This window comes from Rhodococcus sp. Leaf278 (genome assembly GCF_001426085.1).
Taxonomy (GTDB): domain Bacteria; phylum Actinomycetota; class Actinomycetes; order Mycobacteriales; family Mycobacteriaceae; genus Rhodococcoides.
The window spans coordinates 157,609-174,420 of the sequence record NZ_LMRR01000002.1 but is presented as its reverse complement, the minus strand read 5'-3'; the positions used below and the strand labels follow the sequence as shown (position 1 = coordinate 174,420).

The window sequence follows — 16,812 nt, the reverse complement described above, 5'->3', positions numbered from 1 at the left end:
CGATGCGGTCGACGTACGTCGTTCGCAGTCCATGCTCGTGAGGCTCACGGGAGCGCAAGTTGCTCCCGGTGAAGCACTTGCAGCGTCAACGCAGTCGTGCCAGGAGGATCTTTGCTTTCCGCCTTCGTGTCGGCCCTCAGGACTCCTGACCTGAGACGGAAGATCCTCTTCACGCTCGGTCTGGTGGCCCTGTATCGCTTCGGTGCAACGCTGCCGTCGCCGGGTGTCGACTACGCCAATGTCCGAGCATGCATCGACCAGGTCTCCGGTGGAGACTCGGCGGGCATCTACTCGTTGATCAACCTGTTCTCCGGTGGAGCGCTCCTTCAGCTCTCGGTGTTCGCGATCGGCATCATGCCGTACATCACCGCCAGCATCATCGTGCAGCTGCTCACCGTCGTCATCCCCAAGTTCGAGGAACTCCGCAAGGAGGGACAGTCGGGCCAGGCGAAGATGACGCAGTACACGCGTTACCTGTCGATCGCGCTGGCCATCCTGCAGGCGACCGGGCTGGTGGCCCTCGCTTCGCGCGGCCAGCTGCTCCAGGGATGCCAGCAGGACATCATCGCCGACCAGTCCATTTTCGGGCTCGTCATCATCGTGCTCGTCATGACTGCAGGTGCAGCCGTCGTGATGTGGTTCGGCGAGGTCATCACCGAGCGCGGTGTCGGCAACGGTATGTCGCTGCTGATCTTCGCCGGAATTGCCTCGCGCATCCCCTCCGAGGGCAACTCGATCCTCGAGAGCCGCGGTGGACTGGTGTTCGGGTTCGTCTGCTTCGCAGCGTTCCTCATCATCGCCGGCGTGATTTTCGTCGAGCAGGGTCAGCGTCGTATTCCGGTCCAGTACGCCAAGCGCATGGTCGGTCGAAAGATGTACGGCGGCTCGTCGACCTATCTTCCGCTCAAGGTCAACCAGGCCGGCGTCATCCCGGTGATTTTCGCGTCTTCGTTGCTCTACCTACCCAATCTGATCGCGCAGCTCACATCTGCGAGCACCGCAACGGATCCCAGCTGGTGGCAGCGCATCATCAACGAGTACCTGGTGAACCCTGCCAACCCCGTCTACATCGCGATCTTCTTCGGGCTCATCGTCTTCTTCACGTACTTCTACGTGGCGATCACGTTCAATCCGGAAGAGCGCGCCGACGAAATGAAGAAGTTCGGCGGATTCATTCCTGGCATTCGTCCCGGCAAGCCGACCGCCGATTATCTGAACTACGTCCTCAGTCGCATCACGTTGCCCGGATCCATATACCTGGGCACCATTGCCGTGCTTCCGAATCTCTTCCTCGACATCGGTTCGGGCGGAGGCCAGAACCTCCCGTTCGGTGGAACTGCCGTACTGATCATGGTCAGCGTCGGCCTGGACACCGTGAAGCAGATCGAAAGCCAGCTGATGCAGCGTAACTACGAAGGGTTCCTCAAGTGAGACTTGTTCTGCTCGGTCCCCCCGGTGCCGGCAAAGGCACTCAAGCCGTTCTCCTCTCCGAGAAGCTGGGCGTGCCGCACATCTCGACCGGAGATCTGTTCCGCGCGAACATCGGCGAGAAGACACCGCTCGGCCTCGAAGCCAAGAAGTACCTCGACGCCGGCGATCTGGTTCCGAGTGAGTTGACTGTCGACATGGTCCGTAGTCGTCTCGCCGAGCCCGATGCCGTCAACGGCTTTCTTCTCGACGGATTCCCACGCTCGGTCGGTCAGGCCGAGGCTCTTGTGGAGATCCTGTCCGATCTGAACGCGAAGCTCGACGCCGTACTGTCGTTCGTCGTCGACGAGGACATCGTCGTCGAGCGGATGCTTGCGCGCGGTCGCGAGGACGACAAAGAAGACGTCATCCGCAATCGACTCAAGGTGTACCGAGACGAGACCGCACCGCTGCTGGACTACTACGCCGACGAGCTCGTCACGGTCGATGCAATCGGCGAGGTGGACGAGGTCAACGCACGTGCGCTGAAGTCCATCGAGGACCACGGCAAGTAATGGCGTTCGGCCGTAAACGCAAAGTCGTCCCGTTTCGTAGCGCTGGTGAGCTCGACGCAATGGCGGCCGCCGGTGCGGTCGTCGGTGCGGCGCTGGTTGCCGTCAGAAATGCGGCGGTTCCCGGCGTCTCCACACTCGAGCTGGATCGAGTGGCCGAAGCAGTGATTCGAGACGCCGGGGCAGTACCGTCGTTTCTGGGGTACCACGGCTTCACCGGCAGCATCTGCTCCTCGGTGAACGATCGTGTGGTGCACGGCATTCCGTCCGCAGACGAAGTCTTGGCTGCAGGCGATCTGGTGTCGATCGATTGTGGTGCAGTGCTCGACGGGTGGCACGGAGACTCGGCGTGGACGTTCGGCGTCGGAGACATCATCGAGGCCGATGCAATGCTGAGTGAGGCGACGAGACTGTCGATGGAAGCCGGTATCGCAGCAATGCTTCCCGGGAACCGACTGACCGATGTCTCGCATGCCATCGAGTCCGGAACACACGCGGCGGAGAAAGCGCACGGCCGCAAGTACGGCATTGTGGACGGCTACGGCGGTCACGGAATCGGCCGCGAGATGCACATGGATCCGTTCCTGGCGAACGAGGGTGCTCCGGGCAAGGGCCCCGAGCTGGTCGTTGGATCGACGCTCGCGATCGAGCCGATGCTGACTCTCGGGACCTACGACACCGACATTCTGGAAGATGGATGGACCGTCGTCACGACCGACGGATCGCGCTCGGCGCACTGGGAACATACGGTCGCAGTGACCGAGGACGGCCCGCGAATCCTGACGGTTCGGCCCAGTTAGAGTTACCAGGCCAACGATCCGTAACGACGGCCCCCTCGGATGAGTCCGAGGTGGGCAGCCGTCAAACGTAGCCAGAGGCGCGTCGGCATCCGGGTCAGTGTGGTCGGCAGCAGCGGGTTTCGCAGTGCAAGCGCGAGTAGCGCGACGATTGTTGTACGGACTCGGAACGGCGGGCATCCGCTGGCACGGTACATTCCACGGACATGGGCCGACCCGTAGCCGAGTGCCCCCGCTTGTGCCCAATTGTCTCGGTAGCCCGTGCGCAAACGGTATTCGACCAGCGGCTCGGCTATGAAGTGCAGGCGGGCACCCGATTGCTGCGCGCGCCAGGAGAATTCCATGTCCTCGCTGGCATGGACGAATTCGAGCATCCCTCCGAGATCTCGGTAGGTCGACGCGCGGCACGCCATGCTCGCACCGATGACGAACGGTCGGAATGGTGACTTGCCCTGATTCGAAGGTGGGGCGAACGGAACGGCGGCTCGCGTGGATTCCGAGTTCAGTGCCGCGGTGCTCAGACCGGTTCCCACGAGGTCGTAGCAGTCGAGCTCGGTAGTGATGCGTCGCAGCCACGTCGGGTGCACGACGTCGTCGGCGTCGCAGAAAGCCAGAAGTGGGCCGTCTGCTGCCTCCGCCCCACGGTTGCGCGCGAACGATGCGCCTGCGGTACCGGACGCATCGACGTACTTCAGGTTCAGTCGGGTTCGTAGGTCGTGGTTCTTCACGAACTGACGCACGCCGTCGGTCGAGCCGTTGTCGCTGACGATGACTTCGAATGGGCCGTCGTAGTCCTGATGCGCGAGCGCGCTCAATTGCTCGTCGAGTAGGGCCTTGGCGTTGTGTACGGGAATGATCACGGAGACGGAGAGGCCGCCTCCGGACGGGTTGGAACTCAAGAGGGCACCTTGCGGGCTCGGACGCTGCACGATGATGGGCGGACGAAACGTTAGCTTCTTTGGTCGCGCGCGGCCAGCCGAGGTGTTTCGTGCCCGCTTCGCGCGCATTTGGCCAGATGTGTGTTTGCCGGTAACATAGATCGACGGTGCGCCCTGCGTACCGGATGTTCGTATGCCCGCATGGGCTGCGAGCGGTTCCGGCGACACGCAGGCTCGAGTGATCGGGTCGGTCAGTGCGCATCACGGTAACGGAAACAGATGCAATCAACCAGGTGTGAGAGCCAGGATCGCGGAGGATATGGCCAAGAAAGACGGTGCTATCGAGGTAGAGGGCCGAGTCGTCGAACCACTGCCCAATGCGATGTTCCGCATTGAGCTCGAAAACGGCCACAAGGTGCTCGCTCACATCAGCGGAAAGATGCGTCAGCACTACATTCGCATCCTTCCCGAGGATCGCGTCGTGGTAGAGCTTTCGCCCTACGACCTCACGCGTGGACGCATCGTTTACCGCTACAAGTAAGAGCTTCCCCGGCCACGTCCGGTCGGGGGGAACCATGCTTGGAACCGCTGCCTGCAGCGGATTCGAGCTACACACAGGAGATCAACGACGTGAAGGTTCAGCCGAGCGTCAAGAAGATCTGCGAGAAGTGCAAGGTGATTCGTCGTAACGGACGCGTCATGGTGATCTGCGACAACCTGCGTCACAAGCAGCGTCAGGGATAACCACCGAGCTTTTCGCACATCGGCTTGGCAACAGCTAGAAGATGACCTCCCAGCACCAACCGCGACACACGCGTTGCGGCATACCCCCGGCACGGAGGCCGGGGCCCCACTGAGTTGGTTGAAAGACGCTTCACACCCCAGCGGTGAGAAGGACACAGGGGACGGACTGGGAGCAGACCTCCGGACAAGAAAAGGAAATGCCACATGGCACGTCTCGCAGGTGTGGATCTGCCGCGCGAAAAGCGCATGGAGATCGCACTGACTTACATCTACGGCGTCGGCCGTACCCGCTCCAAGGAAATTCTCGCAGCAACCGGCGTCAGCGCCGACCTGCGCAGCAAGGATCTCGGCGACGACGATCTGCGCAAGCTCAGCGATTACATCAACGAGTCCCTCAAGGTCGAGGGCGACCTGCGCCGCGAGGTTCAGGCCGACATCCGACGCAAGATCGAAATCGGCTGCTACCAGGGTCTTCGCCACCGTCGTGGTCTGCCCGTCCGTGGACAGCGCACCAAGACCAATGCGCGTACCCGTAAGGGACCCAAGCGCACCATTGCCGGCAAGAAGAAGGCGAAGTAATGCCCCCCAAAGCACGCGGTACCGGTCCGAAGAAGGCGCAGAAGACGCGTCGCAGGGACAAGAAGAACGTCCCGCACGGATCTGCGCACATCAAGAGCACGTTCAACAACACGATCGTGTCGATCACCGACCCCGCCGGAAACGTCATCTCATGGGCTTCCTCGGGACACGTGGGCTTCAAGGGCTCGCGCAAGTCGACTCCGTTCGCCGCACAGCTCGCAGCCGAGAACGCTGCGCGCAAGGCACAGGAGCACGGCGTCAAGAAGGTCGACGTGTTCGTCAAGGGTCCCGGCTCCGGCCGTGAGACCGCTATCCGCTCGCTTCAGGCCGCTGGCCTCGAAGTCGGCACCATCTCCGATGTCACCCCTCAGCCGCACAACGGCTGCCGTCCGCCCAAGCGGCGTCGGGTCTAGCGGGAAGGAAAGGTTTAGAAAATGGCACGTTATACCGGTCCTATCACCCGCAAGTCGCGTCGTCTGCGCGTCGACCTCGTCGGAGGCGACCAAGCGTTCGAGCGTCGTCCGTACCCGCCCGGCCAGCACGGCCGCGCGCGGATCAAGGAGAGCGAGTACCTCCTGCAGCTGCAGGAGAAGCAGAAGGCTCGCTTCACCTACGGCGTCATGGAGAAGCAGTTCCGCCTGTACTACAAGGAAGCCAACAGGGCCGCCGGCAAGACCGGTGAGAACCTGCTGACCATCCTCGAGACTCGTCTCGACAACGTCGTCTACCGTGCGGGACTCGCACGCACGCGTCGTCAGGCACGCCAGCTGGTCACCCACGGCCACTTCCTCGTGAACAACAAGCGAGTGGACATCCCCAGCTACCGCGTCTCGCAGTACGACATCATCGATGTCCGCGAGAAGTCCGCACAGACACTGCCGATCCAGATCGCCCGTGAGAGCTACGGCGACCGTCCCGTCGCACCGTGGCTGCAGGTCGTTCCCAACCGTCTTCGCATCCTGGTTCACCGGGTGCCGGAGCGCGCACAGATCGACGTGCCGCTCCAGGAGCAGCTCATCGTCGAGTACTACTCGAAGTAAGGCGCAGCACGCATGTGAGTCTCCTCGCGAGGCTCACATGCGTCTTCGCCTCCACACGTGGGCGTCAAATAGCGGACGCCCGTACAGGAGGAACACACAATGCTCATTTCACAGCGCCCGACGCTGACCGAAGAGGTCATCGCCGACAACCGCTCGAAATTCGTCATCGAGCCGCTCGAGCCCGGCTTCGGTTACACACTCGGCAACTCGCTCCGCCGCACCCTGCTCTCGTCGATCCCCGGCGCTGCTGTCACCAGCATCCGTATCGACGGCGTTCTCCACGAATTCACCACGGTCCCCGGTGTGAAGGAAGATGTCACCGACATCATTCTGAACCTCAAGGGCCTCGTCGTGAGCTCCGAAGAAGACGAACCGGTCACCATGTACGTCCGCAAGCAGGGCCCCGGCGCTGTCACCGCAGGCGACATCGTTCCCCCGGCCGGCGTGACGGTGAACAACCCTGATCTGCACATTGCGACCCTGAACGACAAGGGCAAGTTGGAGATCGAACTCGTCGTCGAGCGCGGTCGCGGCTACGTCCCCGCCGTTCAGAACAAGGCATCGGGTGCCGAGATCGGCCGCATTCCGGTCGACTCGATCTACTCACCCGTGCTCAAGGTCACCTACAAGGTGGAAGCCACCCGCGTCGAACAGCGCACCGACTTCGATCGGCTCGTTCTCGACGTGGAAACCAAGAATTCCATCACCGCGCGGGACGCGCTCGCTTCGGCGGGCAAGACCCTGGTTGAGCTCTTCGGCCTCGCCCGTGAGCTGAACGTCGAAGCAGAAGGCATCGAGATCGGACCCTCGCCCGCCGAGGCCGATCACATCGCTTCGTTCGGACTCCCCATCGAGGATCTGGACCTCACCGTCCGCTCCTACAACTGCCTCAAGCGCGAAGGTGTTCACACCGTCGGTGAGCTGGTTGGTCGTACCGAGTCCGATCTGCTCGACATCCGTAACTTCGGGCAGAAGTCCATCGACGAGGTGAAGGTCAAGCTGCATTCGCTCGGCCTCTCCCTCAAGGACAGCCCCGCGTCGTTCGATCCGACCACCGTGCCTGGCTACGACGCCACCACGGGTACGTGGAGTGACACCGACGCCGGCTCCTTCAGCGACACCGAAGGTGCCGAGCAGGACTACGCCGAGACAGAACAGCTGTAATCAGCTCGCTGGAGCTCTTACTAGGAGATTCATCATGCCCAAGCCCACCAAGGGCCGCCGTCTCGGCGGGTCGGCGTCGCACCAGAAGGCCATCCTGGCCAACCTGGCGACGTCACTCTTCGAGCACGGCCGCATCACCACCACCGAGTCGAAGGCCAAGCGCCTTCGTCCCCATGCCGAGAAGCTCGTCACCCACGCCAAAAAGGGTGATCTGGCTCATCGTCGTGAGGTTCTCAAGACGATCAACAACAAAGATGTCGTGCACAAGCTCTTCGCCGAGATCGGGCCTTTCTTCGCCGATCGCGACGGTGGCTACACGCGCATCATCAAGACCGTCCCCCGCAAGGGTGACAACTCGCCGATGGCCATCATCGAGCTCGTCGACGAGCAGACGGTGTCCAACGAAGCCGACCGCGCACGTCGCGTGAAGGCATCGAAGGCTCCCGCTGCCGAGTCGTCCACGGACAACGTCGTCGAGGCCGTCGAAGCCGACGCGACCGACGCCGAGGTTGCGAACGCCGACGCAGTCATCGACGGCATCGAGGACAACGACGCCCACGCGTCCAACGCCGATGATGCTGCCGGAAGTCATGCTGTACTCGAAGACGGCAGCCAGCCCGAGGGGTTCCCGATCAAGGGCAACGCCGACTCGATGCTGTACCACGTTCCCGGAAGTCGCTTCTACGAGTCGACTGTTCCCGAGATCTGGTTCGCCACCGAGGCTGACGCCGAAGCAGCGGGCTACTCGCTGCCGAAGTCGCAGCAGAAGTCCGACGACGCCTGATATTCAGGTGCCCGAGGAACAACGTTCCACAGACGAGCCCGTCACCCGTAGTGGTGGCGGGCTCGTCCGTCTGTCGCCAGGGTCCACTTCGGTAGTCCGTGTGAGACTCGACATCTCTTACGACGGCACGAACTTCTCCGGATGGGCGCGTCAACCGGGTATTCGTACGGTCTGCGGTGTGCTCGAACAAGCTTTCTCGACCGTGCTTCGCCAACCGATCGAGCTGACCGTCGCCGGACGAACCGACGCAGGAGTCCACGCGAGCGGTCAAGTTGCACACTTCGATGCCGTCGACGTTCCGGATGACCACACCCGGTTGGTCCGGCGCATGGCCCGGTTTCTGCCCACCGATGTCCGGGTGCGAGACATCAGTACCGTCCCCCTCGATTTCGATGCGCGTTTCTCGGCGTATCGCCGACACTACGAGTACCGATTCAGTACCGCTCTGTACGGGGTCGACCCTCTCGACGTGGCCGGCGTCGTGTCCTGGCCGCGGCCCGTGGACTTGGACGCCGTACGCGAGGCGTCGCATGCGCTGATCGGACTGCACGACTTCGCAGCGTTCTGCAAGCGGCGAGACGGTGCGACCACGGTGCGAGAACTGCAGCGGTTCGACTGGGAACGCGATGGTGACCGCCTCACCGCGTACGTCAGCGCCGACGCATTCTGCTGGTCGATGGTGCGCAGCCTCGTCGGAGCAATGCAGGCGGTGGGGGAAGGACGTCGAACACCGGATTGGGCGCGGTCTCTGTTGACCCGGCGTGATCGCTCCAGTGAGGTGACAGTGGCTCCGGCACACGGACTCTCGCTGGTCCGCGTCGATTATCCGCCGCCCGACGAGCTCGCCGCACGAAACGCCGCCACCCGAGAGATGAGAACTGCGGTCTCGGCCGAGGAATGCTGTGGGGGAGAGGGCTGACGAACCGTCGCCGGGGCTAATGTCGGAACAATGCAGCCGATACAACTAGCTATCGTCGTCGGTAGTGTTCGCGCCGAGCGCATAGGCCCCACGGTCGCGGGCTGGGTCCGCAGCGTTGCCGCCGAACGCGCGACCATCGAGGTTGTCGACGTGGACCTGGCCGACTTCGAGTTGCCCAGCAGCCTGGTCCCGAACGAGGACACTGAGCGATTCACCGCAACGATCGGGGCATGCGACGCCTTCGTGTTCGTCACGCCCGAGTACAACCACGGCGTTCCCGGCTCGTTGAAGACGGCGCTCGACACAGTGAAGTACGAGTGGCGTGCCAAGCCTGTCGGATTCGTGTCGTACGGAGGCCTCGGCGGCGGCATCAGAGCTACCGAGCAACTACGGCAGATCACTGCCGAATTGCACATGGTGTCCGTCCGAGATGCCGTCTCGCTGCACCGGGTACGTAAGCGGTTCGACGACAAGGGTGGTGTCGACGATGCCGCCGCCGTCGACGCCCTGGGGCGACTGCTCGATCAAGTCGAGTGGTGGGCCGGCGCAGTGGCCGGCGCACGGGAGCGAAGCGACTATCCAGGCTGAGTACCCGTCAGGCGCGCACGGCTGAGCGCAGACTTCGTGGCCGCCCTATGAACGCCGTTTCCTGGGGGATCGTCACCAGCGTCAGCTCGACGTCGAGTGGCCCCGAGATCACCCGGATTCGGTCGCCGGAGGCGTGCGGTTGAATTATCGACACGTTCCACGTCGGCCGTGGTCGCCCGTGCGCCGATTCGATGCTGCCGTGGTGCGGCACATGCTCGGTCAACGACATCACAGTCACTCCCGACAGTGGTTGCTGATCAGTCGGTTCGGATCCATCGCCGAAGTCGTTCAGAATCACGTCGTAATTCGTCCGAGATCGGACTGTGTGGCCGTCGACAGACAGGCGGTCGGGGGCACCTACCGCGTCGACGAGCGAACGCCAGGCATGCGGCCGGTCGCTCCGCACGAGCACCCTTGCTCCCGTCGCGATGGCCCGGAACAGCAGTTGCTGAGCGAGGTAGAGTTCCCCGGCGATCCTGACCCGGGCCAGACCTGGCCCGAACAACCGCACTGCGATACCGTGACCGGCTGCATCGGAACCCAGGAGTTGTCCGCAACCGCTCACCGGAAGGTCGAGATCGTCGAGCCTCGATACCTCGAGAGTTCCGCTGGGGGACAGGGACTTCAGTCCGGGAACGGCCAGAGGTAGTTGAGCGAAGATGCCGTCTCGTTGACTTCCGCTCATCGAGGTCAATCCGCGGACAGAAGGTTTCGCGACCCGGGAGCGGGCGGCGAATCGGCACGATCCACGGATGCGGAGCTTTCCGCTGTCGCGGGTCGGCTGCAGATGGAAGGTCATCGTCGTCCCCAATGATGGAGTCGACCACAGGGTGGCAATGTCCTCGGCAGTGATTGCGCTGCAATCCATTCCGAAACCGACGCTGGACACACCCGGCAAGGGTGCCGTCGACCAGGTCTGTGTCAGATCGTCGGTACTCACCCCCCGACAGAGGTGCACCACCGCCGATCGAAGTTGTGCAGTCGTGAGCAGACGCGAGGACAGTCCATCGGCCTGGAGAGCGCGCACGACGCGTGTGGTCGCCACGACGGCGGTGCGCGCTGCCCCGGCGCGGCTTCCGCCTCTCACCTCGATAGCCCGAGCATTGGCCCGCACATCGAGAGTGACTGCCACCCAGACCGTCCGTATCGCCACAGCCGGCAGCGGACCGATGAGTTCCTCGTACACCTCCGTGGCAGCAGAACCGGGTGAGCTGCGAAACCCGAGTGCGGTGATGTCGATCGACGAGACGGTGATGTCATGTTGCCGAAGACACGACGCCAGGGTCTCGATGGGGAGGGTGTACTGCGTGTCCGCGCTCGCCCTGCCCAGAACCGTCGTCGTGTGCTCGGGCGGGAGGATTTCGATGATGCAGGTGACCGTGTTGCGCTGCCAGTGGACACCGACGGCCCGTCCCGTCGTGTCGTGGTGATCGGTGTTCACACCTACCTCGGGAAAGCGATTCGCGAGGAACCGCCAGAGGACCCGGAACCAGTCGACGATCGGTCTGCGACGAATGGTCACGAACGGAACGAGTGCCACTGCCACGGCGGCGACCAGTGCCCACACAGGCCGCACCTGTGCCGCGAGTAGCGCAAGACCCGTTGCCGCAGCTGCGATCTCGGCCGTGATCACGCGTCGGAGCGTAGGCGCGGCGAAAGGTATCGCGGTTCGCCCGATCGAGCCCGTACGTGCCATCTCGAACCCTCCCCCCGAAGGTTGCGTACACATCGGTTGCCGCCGATGCGGTCGCCGAGGTGTGCGGTCGAACTGTACTGTGTCGCGTGACCCGAATGGGGATCGGGTCGCGATCGAATCCTGGGGAGGAACTGTGGCGTCGACGCCCACGACGAAGTGGCAGGTTGGCGGCTACCGCTTTCTCGTTCGCCGGATGGAACACGCGCTGATCCGGCGTGATGCCCGAATGCTGCACGATCCGATGAAGTCGCAGTCTCGTGCACTGCTGGTGGGCGCGGTGATCGCCTGTATCGGTTTGGCGGGATGCGCTGCGCTGGCTCTGTTTCGGCCGCAGGACAAGATCGGCGATGCGTCGATCGTGGTCGGTAAGGATTCGGCCGCAATGTTCGTGAAAGTGGACGACGTCTTCCATCCGGTACTGAATCTCGCGTCGGCCAGGCTGGTGGTCGGCAAGCCCGACGACCCGTTGATGGTCAAGGAATCCGAGCTCGCGTCCAGGCCTCGCGGCGCGCTGGTGGGGATTCCTGGCGCTCCGTCGGCGCTGCCGCACGATGCAGACGGGCGCGCCGAAGCATGGACTGTGTGCGACACACTCGATCCGATCGCAGGGGTCACGTCGACCACGGTCGCGGCGGGTGATCTCCGATACGGCGACGGCGCAGCGCCACTTGCCGATAACGAGGCATTCCTGTGGACCTCGAACGGAACGGCATACCTCGTGCACGACGGAGCGAAGTCCCCGGTCGATCTGGCCGACCGGGCAGTGATCCGTGCGCTCGGGCTCGAGGATGCCACACCGTCACCGGTCAGTGCCGGTCTGCTCAATTCTGTGCCGCAGTCGCCGGCAGTCGCGGCTCCGTTCATTCCCCGCGCGGGAGAAGTTCCGCAGTTTCCGTTCGGCGGTCGAGCGATCGGTTCGGTGGTCAAGGTCGCCGGTCGTGACCTCCAGTACTACGTCGTTCTCGAGGACGGTATTCAAGCGATCAGCGAAACGGCTGCACTGCTCATCAAGTTCACGGACTCGCAAGGGAGTCCCGACATCGCAGCAGTCAACCCCGACATCCTCCGAGATGCGCCGAAAACGTCTGCGGGACTGGCTGTCTCGACGTTTCCGCCCAGTACTCCCGTGATCGTCGATCCCGGTGAGCGACCTGTCAACTGCCTCACCTGGGAACCGCTCGAGGTGGCCGACGGCGGGCCGACTGCTCGGCTCGTGGAGTCCGCCGGTCGAGGTCTACCGCTCCGATCCGGCGCGCAACCGGTGACCCTTGCCCAAGCCGATGGTGGAGGCGATGCCGTGGATCAGGTATACCTGGCACCCGGCAGCGGCGGATTCGTCCGCAGCACAGGAATCTCGACCTCCAGTACCCGTCAGGACAGCGTCTTCTTCGTGGCCGACACCGGTGTTCGCTACGGGGTCGAGGGAAGCGAAGCCGCGTCGGCGCTGGGATTCGGGCCACCTGCACCTGCGCCCTGGCCGATTCTGCAGTTGCTCGGCACCGGTCCCACTCTCGGACGCGGTCAGGCACTGACGATGCACGACGGGGTTGCTCCCGACCCACAAGCCGCCGCGTTACCGACGAAGTAGCGAAATTCAGCTCGGCCGGCCGCGTCGCCTCAGGGGAATCGACAGCGCAAGACCGAGCGCCAGAATCACCGCGGCGACTACCGAACCTGTCACCGCTGCGTTGCGCGGCCGATGATCCGGTGCAGGCTGTGGCAGCGGAGCGCTCATCGCGACGCTGTCGGCGGGCACTACGCGAGGGACCGGCGTGACGAGATCGGTCACTGCGGCGAGCGGATCGACGACTCCGTGACCGACCGATGGGTTCCATCCCTCGGCCGGTTCGTGTGCCGTTCTCTGGATTCGGTCCACCACTTCCAGCGCCGTCAGCTCGGGCCGGTGGGCGCGTACCAGCGCCGCAACAGCAGCCACCAGCGGTGCCGCGAAACTTGTTCCGGTCATAGGATTCACGCCGTCGGTGCCCCACGTGCCGTTCGCCAATCCGTTGCCCGAAGGCGACAGTGAGGTCATGTTCGAGCCCGGCGCAGCGACGTCGACCCATGGACCCGCGAGACTGAACGCGGACGGCGTGCCATCCGACTCGACCGAACCGACGGTCAACACATCGTCGAACCAGGCCGGCGTCGCGATGGTCGCGAAGCCGTCCCACGGATCCGCATCGGGTCGAAGCGGGTCAGCGTCCGGATTCTGCGTCTGACAGGCCGAGCTACCCAGATTCCCCGCAGCGGCAACGACGACGACATTTCTCTCGCGGACGGCGTACTGGACCGCGGCACCGAGGGGGCCGTCCGGGACTCCGCCTCCCGCGGGTACGCAGGCCACCTCGGAGATGTTGATGACCGACGCTCCCGAGTCGACCGCGGTCCTGATGGCCATGGCCATGGTGCGCACGTTCCCGTACCCCGCGGCGTTCTCCGGCTCGGCGGCCTTCTCCTCCTCGGAGCGATTGTCGACAACCTGAAAAGCATTGCTGGACTGACGAATCGAGAGGATTCGTGCGTCCGGCGCGCCGCCGGCGAATCCGCTGCCCGACGAGGACTGCGCGGCGATCAGACCGGCAACCATGGTGCCGTGCGCATCGCAGTCGAACAACCCGTCTCCCGTACCGACGTAGTCGCCCCCCGGGATCAGGCCAGGCAACCGCGGATGAGCAGTGACACCGGTGTCGATCACGGCAACCACCTGACCGGCCCCTCGAGTGATGGGCCAGACCGACGCGAAGTCCAGCGCCTTCAGTGCGGTCGGAACCTCCTGCGGGTCGGTCGTTTCGGACGGCAGGGCGCAGGCGTTCTTCTGCTCGGTGGGCTCGAGGGGAGCGGGAGGGCTCGGTGCGGGTAGCTGAGTGGGATCGATGAGCGGACGTTCGGCACGAGCGGGAGAAACCCCGAGAACGGCACTGGACGACACGCCGAGAGCAGTGAGTACCGCAACGACGATCGTGTGTCGCCTGCGCCGCATCACAGCGCGCGCACGACGCTGTACAACCCGCACACCCACACGGCGACCGGGATGACCAGAGCGATCACGGCGTACTCCAGGAGCTCGGCGGATCGTCGCATCACCGGCGAGTACGTGCGTGTCGGCACGAACGCGCCGAATATCGAGGCTGTCACGGCCCCGGCCAGTGCCACGCCGAACAAAGCGAGGGCGTATTCGGGCAACGCGATCACGGCACCGACGAAGAGAGACAAGAGAATTGTCGTGCCGCCTGTGACAAGCGGAACAGCATGCACCACAACAGCATAGGTACGACCGCGCAGCAACAGAACGAGAGCGCACAGCGTCGCGAGTGCGACCGCAGGCCACTCGACGCCGCCTCCGGTAGCGTCGGCTGCTGCAACGAGAACGCCGGTCACCACGGCGACCGTGAACGCCAACAGCAGGCCGGTCAGGTAGCTCCGTGCTCGTGCTGCCGCTTCCTGCAGATCCGTGAAGGAGATCGCATCCAATTCGGCTTCCTCGACCGTATCCAGCGGTGCGCCTGCGGTCGGAACCGGCGGAAGCGGCAACTTGGCCTGCATCATCGATACGCGCGCGGAGAGCGCAATACCCGTGAGACCGGCCAGGGCCGCAGCGGTGCCGATTGCCGGTTGCGACATCGTGGTGAACAGCAGGCACACGGCCGCGAGGAACGTCAGCAACGCCAGCACGATCGCGGCGGTGAACAAGGCGAAGCCGGTTCCCCCGATCCGCAAGGACAGCAGGGCTACGGCACCAGCCATGGCCGAGCCCAACATCAGCTGCGCCGCGCCGAATTGTCCTGGCACCAGCAGAGTTCCGCCGGTGAACATGAGCGCGACGGCACACCCGCCGAAAAGCATCGAGACTGCGTCCTGTCGATACAGCCGGCCCAGAATCATCCCAGCGATCGCGAAGAGGATCGAGGCGGTCACCGCAGCGAATCCATCCGCAGGTTCGCCGACATTCTCGGCTCCGGCACGAATCGGTCCACGTAACACCACTGCGCACGCCAGCAACACCATCGATGCGGTCACGACCGAGCCCACGGTTCGCGCAGTGCGCGCGGTCCAGTGTGGGACGTCGTCGCTGCCCGCTCTCGCGACGGAATACATGAGGTCGTCGAAGAGTGGAACCGGTGCAGGCCGCTCGGCGACGCCCAGGACGAGCAATTCGCCGTCGCGAACCGACAGTTCGGCGAAAGTCGCCGTCGGCGAGAGCGGAGGCAAACCGATTCGAGCAAGCGTCCACGCCACTGGCACGCCCTCGGCATCAGGATCTATGTCGTACCCCGCCACCCCGCGTCGTTCCGGAGGCTCCACGGCAGCTCTCGTGGGTCGCTCAGCAATCATGTCGATGATCCCCGGAACGAGAAGCGAGACCGGAACATCCACCGGCAGCGCCATGTCCACCTGAGTGGACCCGGCCAACACCGTCACTCGGCAGACGTCTTGCGCGAATACGGAAGGAGTCCCCGAGGGCCGACGGTTCGATTCTGTTGCAGTGGGCGGCGTTACCGGGCCCACCGTTGGACGGCTGTCGGCGCGTGTCATGAGAATCCCCCCGGATGCGTGCTGTCGACGTGCAGATGCCCGCCCCACTGGGCATCTGCGTGCACACCTTACGACACCGCTACGACACGCAACAGTCGTTCGTACCGACCGCGGTCAGGCTGCGACGAGGTCACTCACCTGTGCAAGCAACTCGAAGGAGCGAAGCCACGACGCTCGATCCGATACCCCGGAGGCGACGATCAGCTCGTCGGCACCCGTACGCTCGGCGAATCGATCGAGATAATCCCTGACCATGTCCGGCGTACCGACGGCCGAATATTTGGTCATCTTCGTGATCTGTTGTCCTGCCGGTGCTTCGAGAACCATGTCGGCTTCTTCGTCGGTGAAGGTCCGACCGCGGCCTAGCAGCAAGCTGACGCGGCTGCGTTTGGTGCGGAGGAACTGCGCCTGCGCATCGGCGAGCGAGTCCGCCGCGATCACGTTGACGCCCACGATCAGGTGCGGTTCGGCCAACTGTGCCGACGGCCGGAACTCACGGCGATAGATCGCGACGGCCTGTTCGAGCGCGTCGGGCGCGAAGTGCGAGGCGAAGGCGTAGGGCAAGCCGAGTGCGGCGGCGAGTTGAGCACCGAACAGCGACGAGCCCAGGATGTACAGCGGTACCTCGGTACCGGCACCCGGTGTTGCGTTCACCCCGGGGATCAACGACTCCGTCGACAGGTACCCCTGCAATTCCTGGACGTCCTGGGGAAAACGATCCGAGGACTGGTGGTCGCGGCGCATTGCGCGCATCGTCACCTGGTCACTACCGGGTGCGCGACCCAATCCCAGGTCGATACGACCTGGATACAGCGTTGCCAACGTGCCGAACTGCTCGGCGATGGTCAGTGGTGCGTGATTGGGGAGCATGATTCCACCGGACCCGAGCCTGATCCGCTCGGTGTGGGCAGCGACGTGGCCGATGAGGACCGACGTCGCGGACGACGCGATGGTCTTCATGTTGTGGTGCTCGGCGTACCAGATGCGTCGGTATCCCCAGTTCTCGGCGTGCTGAGCGAGCGTGACGCTGGCGTCGAAGCTGTCGCGGATCGATTCGCCCTCGCCCACATGTGCAAGATCGAGGATTGACAGGGGTACGGACACGGTG

General features: G+C 63.9%; 18 protein-coding genes. 13 read left to right on the top strand and 5 right to left on the bottom strand.

Going from position 1 to position 16,812, the window contains the following annotated elements:
- The first annotated feature begins 111 nt into the window (after window positions 1-111).
- From secY to map, 3 genes are read left to right on the top strand one after another with little or no spacing between them, the layout of a single operon-like run.
- Window positions 112-1,431 carry a preprotein translocase subunit SecY gene (gene secY / locus ASG84_RS03600; protein ID WP_057475664.1) on the top strand — a complete coding sequence of 440 codons (1,320 nt, stop codon included), beginning with the start codon at window positions 112-114 and terminating at the stop codon, window positions 1,429-1,431.
- The gene (locus ASG84_RS03595; protein ID WP_057475663.1) at window positions 1,428-1,982 is read left to right on the top strand and encodes an adenylate kinase; all 555 of its coding nucleotides are present in this window, start codon (window positions 1,428-1,430) and stop codon (window positions 1,980-1,982) included. The genes secY and ASG84_RS03595 overlap by 4 nt, the downstream gene beginning before the upstream one ends.
- The gene (gene map, locus ASG84_RS03590; protein WP_057475662.1) at window positions 1,982-2,779 is read left to right on the top strand and encodes a type I methionyl aminopeptidase; all 798 of its coding nucleotides are present in this window, start codon (window positions 1,982-1,984) and stop codon (window positions 2,777-2,779) included. Before ASG84_RS03595 ends, map begins: the two co-directional genes overlap by 1 nt.
- A 2-nt stretch (window positions 2,780-2,781) precedes the next feature.
- Here map and ASG84_RS03585 read toward each other — a convergent pair whose 3' ends face one another.
- Entirely contained in the window at window positions 2,782-3,675 is an 894-nt protein-coding gene (locus ASG84_RS03585; protein ID WP_327213059.1) for a glycosyltransferase, read from the bottom strand.
- Window positions 3,676-3,973: 298 nt separating this feature from the next.
- Between ASG84_RS03585 and infA the strand changes: the two genes are divergently transcribed.
- The 9 genes from infA to ASG84_RS03540 all read left to right on the top strand — a co-directional run bounded on the left by infA (window position 3,974) and on the right by ASG84_RS03540 (window position 9,472).
- Window positions 3,974-4,195 (top strand): translation initiation factor IF-1, encoded by a 222-nt coding sequence (gene infA / locus ASG84_RS03580; protein ID WP_005140011.1) that lies wholly within the window; start codon window positions 3,974-3,976, stop codon window positions 4,193-4,195.
- 89 nt (window positions 4,196-4,284) lie between these two features.
- The gene (rpmJ, locus tag ASG84_RS03575; protein ID WP_025347279.1) at window positions 4,285-4,398 is read left to right on the top strand and encodes a 50S ribosomal protein L36; all 114 of its coding nucleotides are present in this window, start codon (window positions 4,285-4,287) and stop codon (window positions 4,396-4,398) included.
- Window positions 4,399-4,602: 204 nt separating this feature from the next.
- Window positions 4,603-4,977, top strand: a complete 375-nt coding sequence (gene rpsM / locus ASG84_RS03570; protein WP_057475660.1) for a 30S ribosomal protein S13 — start codon at window positions 4,603-4,605, stop codon at window positions 4,975-4,977.
- Window positions 4,977-5,390, top strand: a complete 414-nt coding sequence (rpsK, locus tag ASG84_RS03565) for a 30S ribosomal protein S11 (protein WP_027496331.1) — start codon at window positions 4,977-4,979, stop codon at window positions 5,388-5,390. Before rpsM ends, rpsK begins: the two co-directional genes overlap by 1 nt.
- Before the next feature lie 21 nt (window positions 5,391-5,411).
- Window positions 5,412-6,017 carry a 30S ribosomal protein S4 gene (gene rpsD / locus ASG84_RS03560; protein ID WP_008718223.1) on the top strand — a complete coding sequence of 202 codons (606 nt, stop codon included), beginning with the start codon at window positions 5,412-5,414 and terminating at the stop codon, window positions 6,015-6,017.
- A 99-nt stretch (window positions 6,018-6,116) separates the two neighbouring features.
- Window positions 6,117-7,181, top strand: a complete 1,065-nt coding sequence (locus ASG84_RS03555; RefSeq protein ID WP_032376654.1) for a DNA-directed RNA polymerase subunit alpha — start codon at window positions 6,117-6,119, stop codon at window positions 7,179-7,181.
- A gap of 34 nt (window positions 7,182-7,215) precedes the next feature.
- On the top strand, window positions 7,216-7,965 hold the full coding sequence (gene rplQ / locus ASG84_RS03550; RefSeq protein WP_057475659.1) for a 50S ribosomal protein L17, sunset domain variant: 750 nt from the start codon (window positions 7,216-7,218) through the stop codon (window positions 7,963-7,965).
- Window positions 7,966-8,035: 70 nt separating this feature from the next.
- Window positions 8,036-8,884: a tRNA pseudouridine(38-40) synthase TruA gene (gene truA, locus ASG84_RS03545; RefSeq protein WP_057475797.1), complete on the top strand. Its 849-nt coding sequence runs from the start codon at window positions 8,036-8,038 to the stop codon at window positions 8,882-8,884.
- 30 nt (window positions 8,885-8,914) lie between these two features.
- Entirely contained in the window at window positions 8,915-9,472 is a 558-nt protein-coding gene (locus ASG84_RS03540) for an NADPH-dependent FMN reductase (protein WP_057475658.1), read from the top strand.
- A gap of 7 nt (window positions 9,473-9,479) precedes the next feature.
- On the opposite strand, the gene eccE is transcribed toward ASG84_RS03540, so the two are convergent.
- On the bottom strand, window positions 9,480-11,105 hold the full coding sequence (eccE, locus tag ASG84_RS03535; RefSeq protein WP_162248309.1) for a type VII secretion protein EccE: 1,626 nt from the start codon (window positions 11,103-11,105) through the stop codon (window positions 9,480-9,482).
- 196 nt (window positions 11,106-11,301) lie between these two features.
- Between eccE and eccB the strand changes: the two genes are divergently transcribed.
- On the top strand, window positions 11,302-12,756 hold the full coding sequence (gene eccB / locus ASG84_RS03530; RefSeq protein WP_057475656.1) for a type VII secretion protein EccB: 1,455 nt from the start codon (window positions 11,302-11,304) through the stop codon (window positions 12,754-12,756).
- A gap of 6 nt (window positions 12,757-12,762) precedes the next feature.
- Here eccB and mycP read toward each other — a convergent pair whose 3' ends face one another.
- From mycP to ASG84_RS03515, 3 genes are all read right to left on the bottom strand, one after another.
- Complete coding sequence (gene mycP / locus ASG84_RS03525; RefSeq protein WP_057475655.1) at window positions 12,763-14,151, bottom strand: type VII secretion-associated serine protease mycosin; 1,389 nt, start codon at window positions 14,149-14,151, stop codon at window positions 12,763-12,765.
- Window positions 14,151-15,704, bottom strand: coding sequence for a type VII secretion integral membrane protein EccD (gene eccD, locus ASG84_RS03520; RefSeq protein WP_082520759.1), 1,554 nt, complete (start codon window positions 15,702-15,704; stop codon window positions 14,151-14,153). Before eccD ends, mycP begins: the two co-directional genes overlap by 1 nt.
- A 114-nt stretch (window positions 15,705-15,818) precedes the next feature.
- Window positions 15,819-16,808: an LLM class flavin-dependent oxidoreductase gene (locus ASG84_RS03515; RefSeq protein ID WP_057475796.1), complete on the bottom strand. Its 990-nt coding sequence runs from the start codon at window positions 16,806-16,808 to the stop codon at window positions 15,819-15,821.
- Between the last annotated feature and the right edge of the window lie 4 nt (window positions 16,809-16,812).

Excerpts from the sequence above, each read along its gene's own strand:
- map (WP_057475662.1), top strand. The coding sequence starts at position 1,982 with ATGGCGTTCGGCCGTAAACGCAAAGTCGTCCCGTTTCGTAGCGCTGGT.
- infA (WP_005140011.1), top strand. The coding sequence starts at position 3,974 with ATGGCCAAGAAAGACGGTGCTATCGAGGTAGAGGGCCGAGTCGTCGAA.
- rpsM (WP_057475660.1), top strand. The coding sequence starts at position 4,603 with ATGGCACGTCTCGCAGGTGTGGATCTGCCGCGCGAAAAGCGCATGGAG.
- rpsK (WP_027496331.1), top strand. The coding sequence starts at position 4,977 with ATGCCCCCCAAAGCACGCGGTACCGGTCCGAAGAAGGCGCAGAAGACG.
- rpsD (WP_008718223.1), top strand. The coding sequence starts at position 5,412 with ATGGCACGTTATACCGGTCCTATCACCCGCAAGTCGCGTCGTCTGCGC.
- ASG84_RS03555 (WP_032376654.1), top strand. The coding sequence starts at position 6,117 with ATGCTCATTTCACAGCGCCCGACGCTGACCGAAGAGGTCATCGCCGAC.
- rplQ (WP_057475659.1), top strand. The coding sequence starts at position 7,216 with ATGCCCAAGCCCACCAAGGGCCGCCGTCTCGGCGGGTCGGCGTCGCAC.
- ASG84_RS03540 (WP_057475658.1), top strand. The coding sequence starts at position 8,915 with ATGCAGCCGATACAACTAGCTATCGTCGTCGGTAGTGTTCGCGCCGAG.
- mycP (WP_057475655.1), bottom strand. The coding sequence starts at position 14,151 with ATGCGGCGCAGGCGACACACGATCGTCGTTGCGGTACTCACTGCTCTC.
- eccD (WP_082520759.1), bottom strand. The coding sequence starts at position 15,704 with ATGACACGCGCCGACAGCCGTCCAACGGTGGGCCCGGTAACGCCGCCC.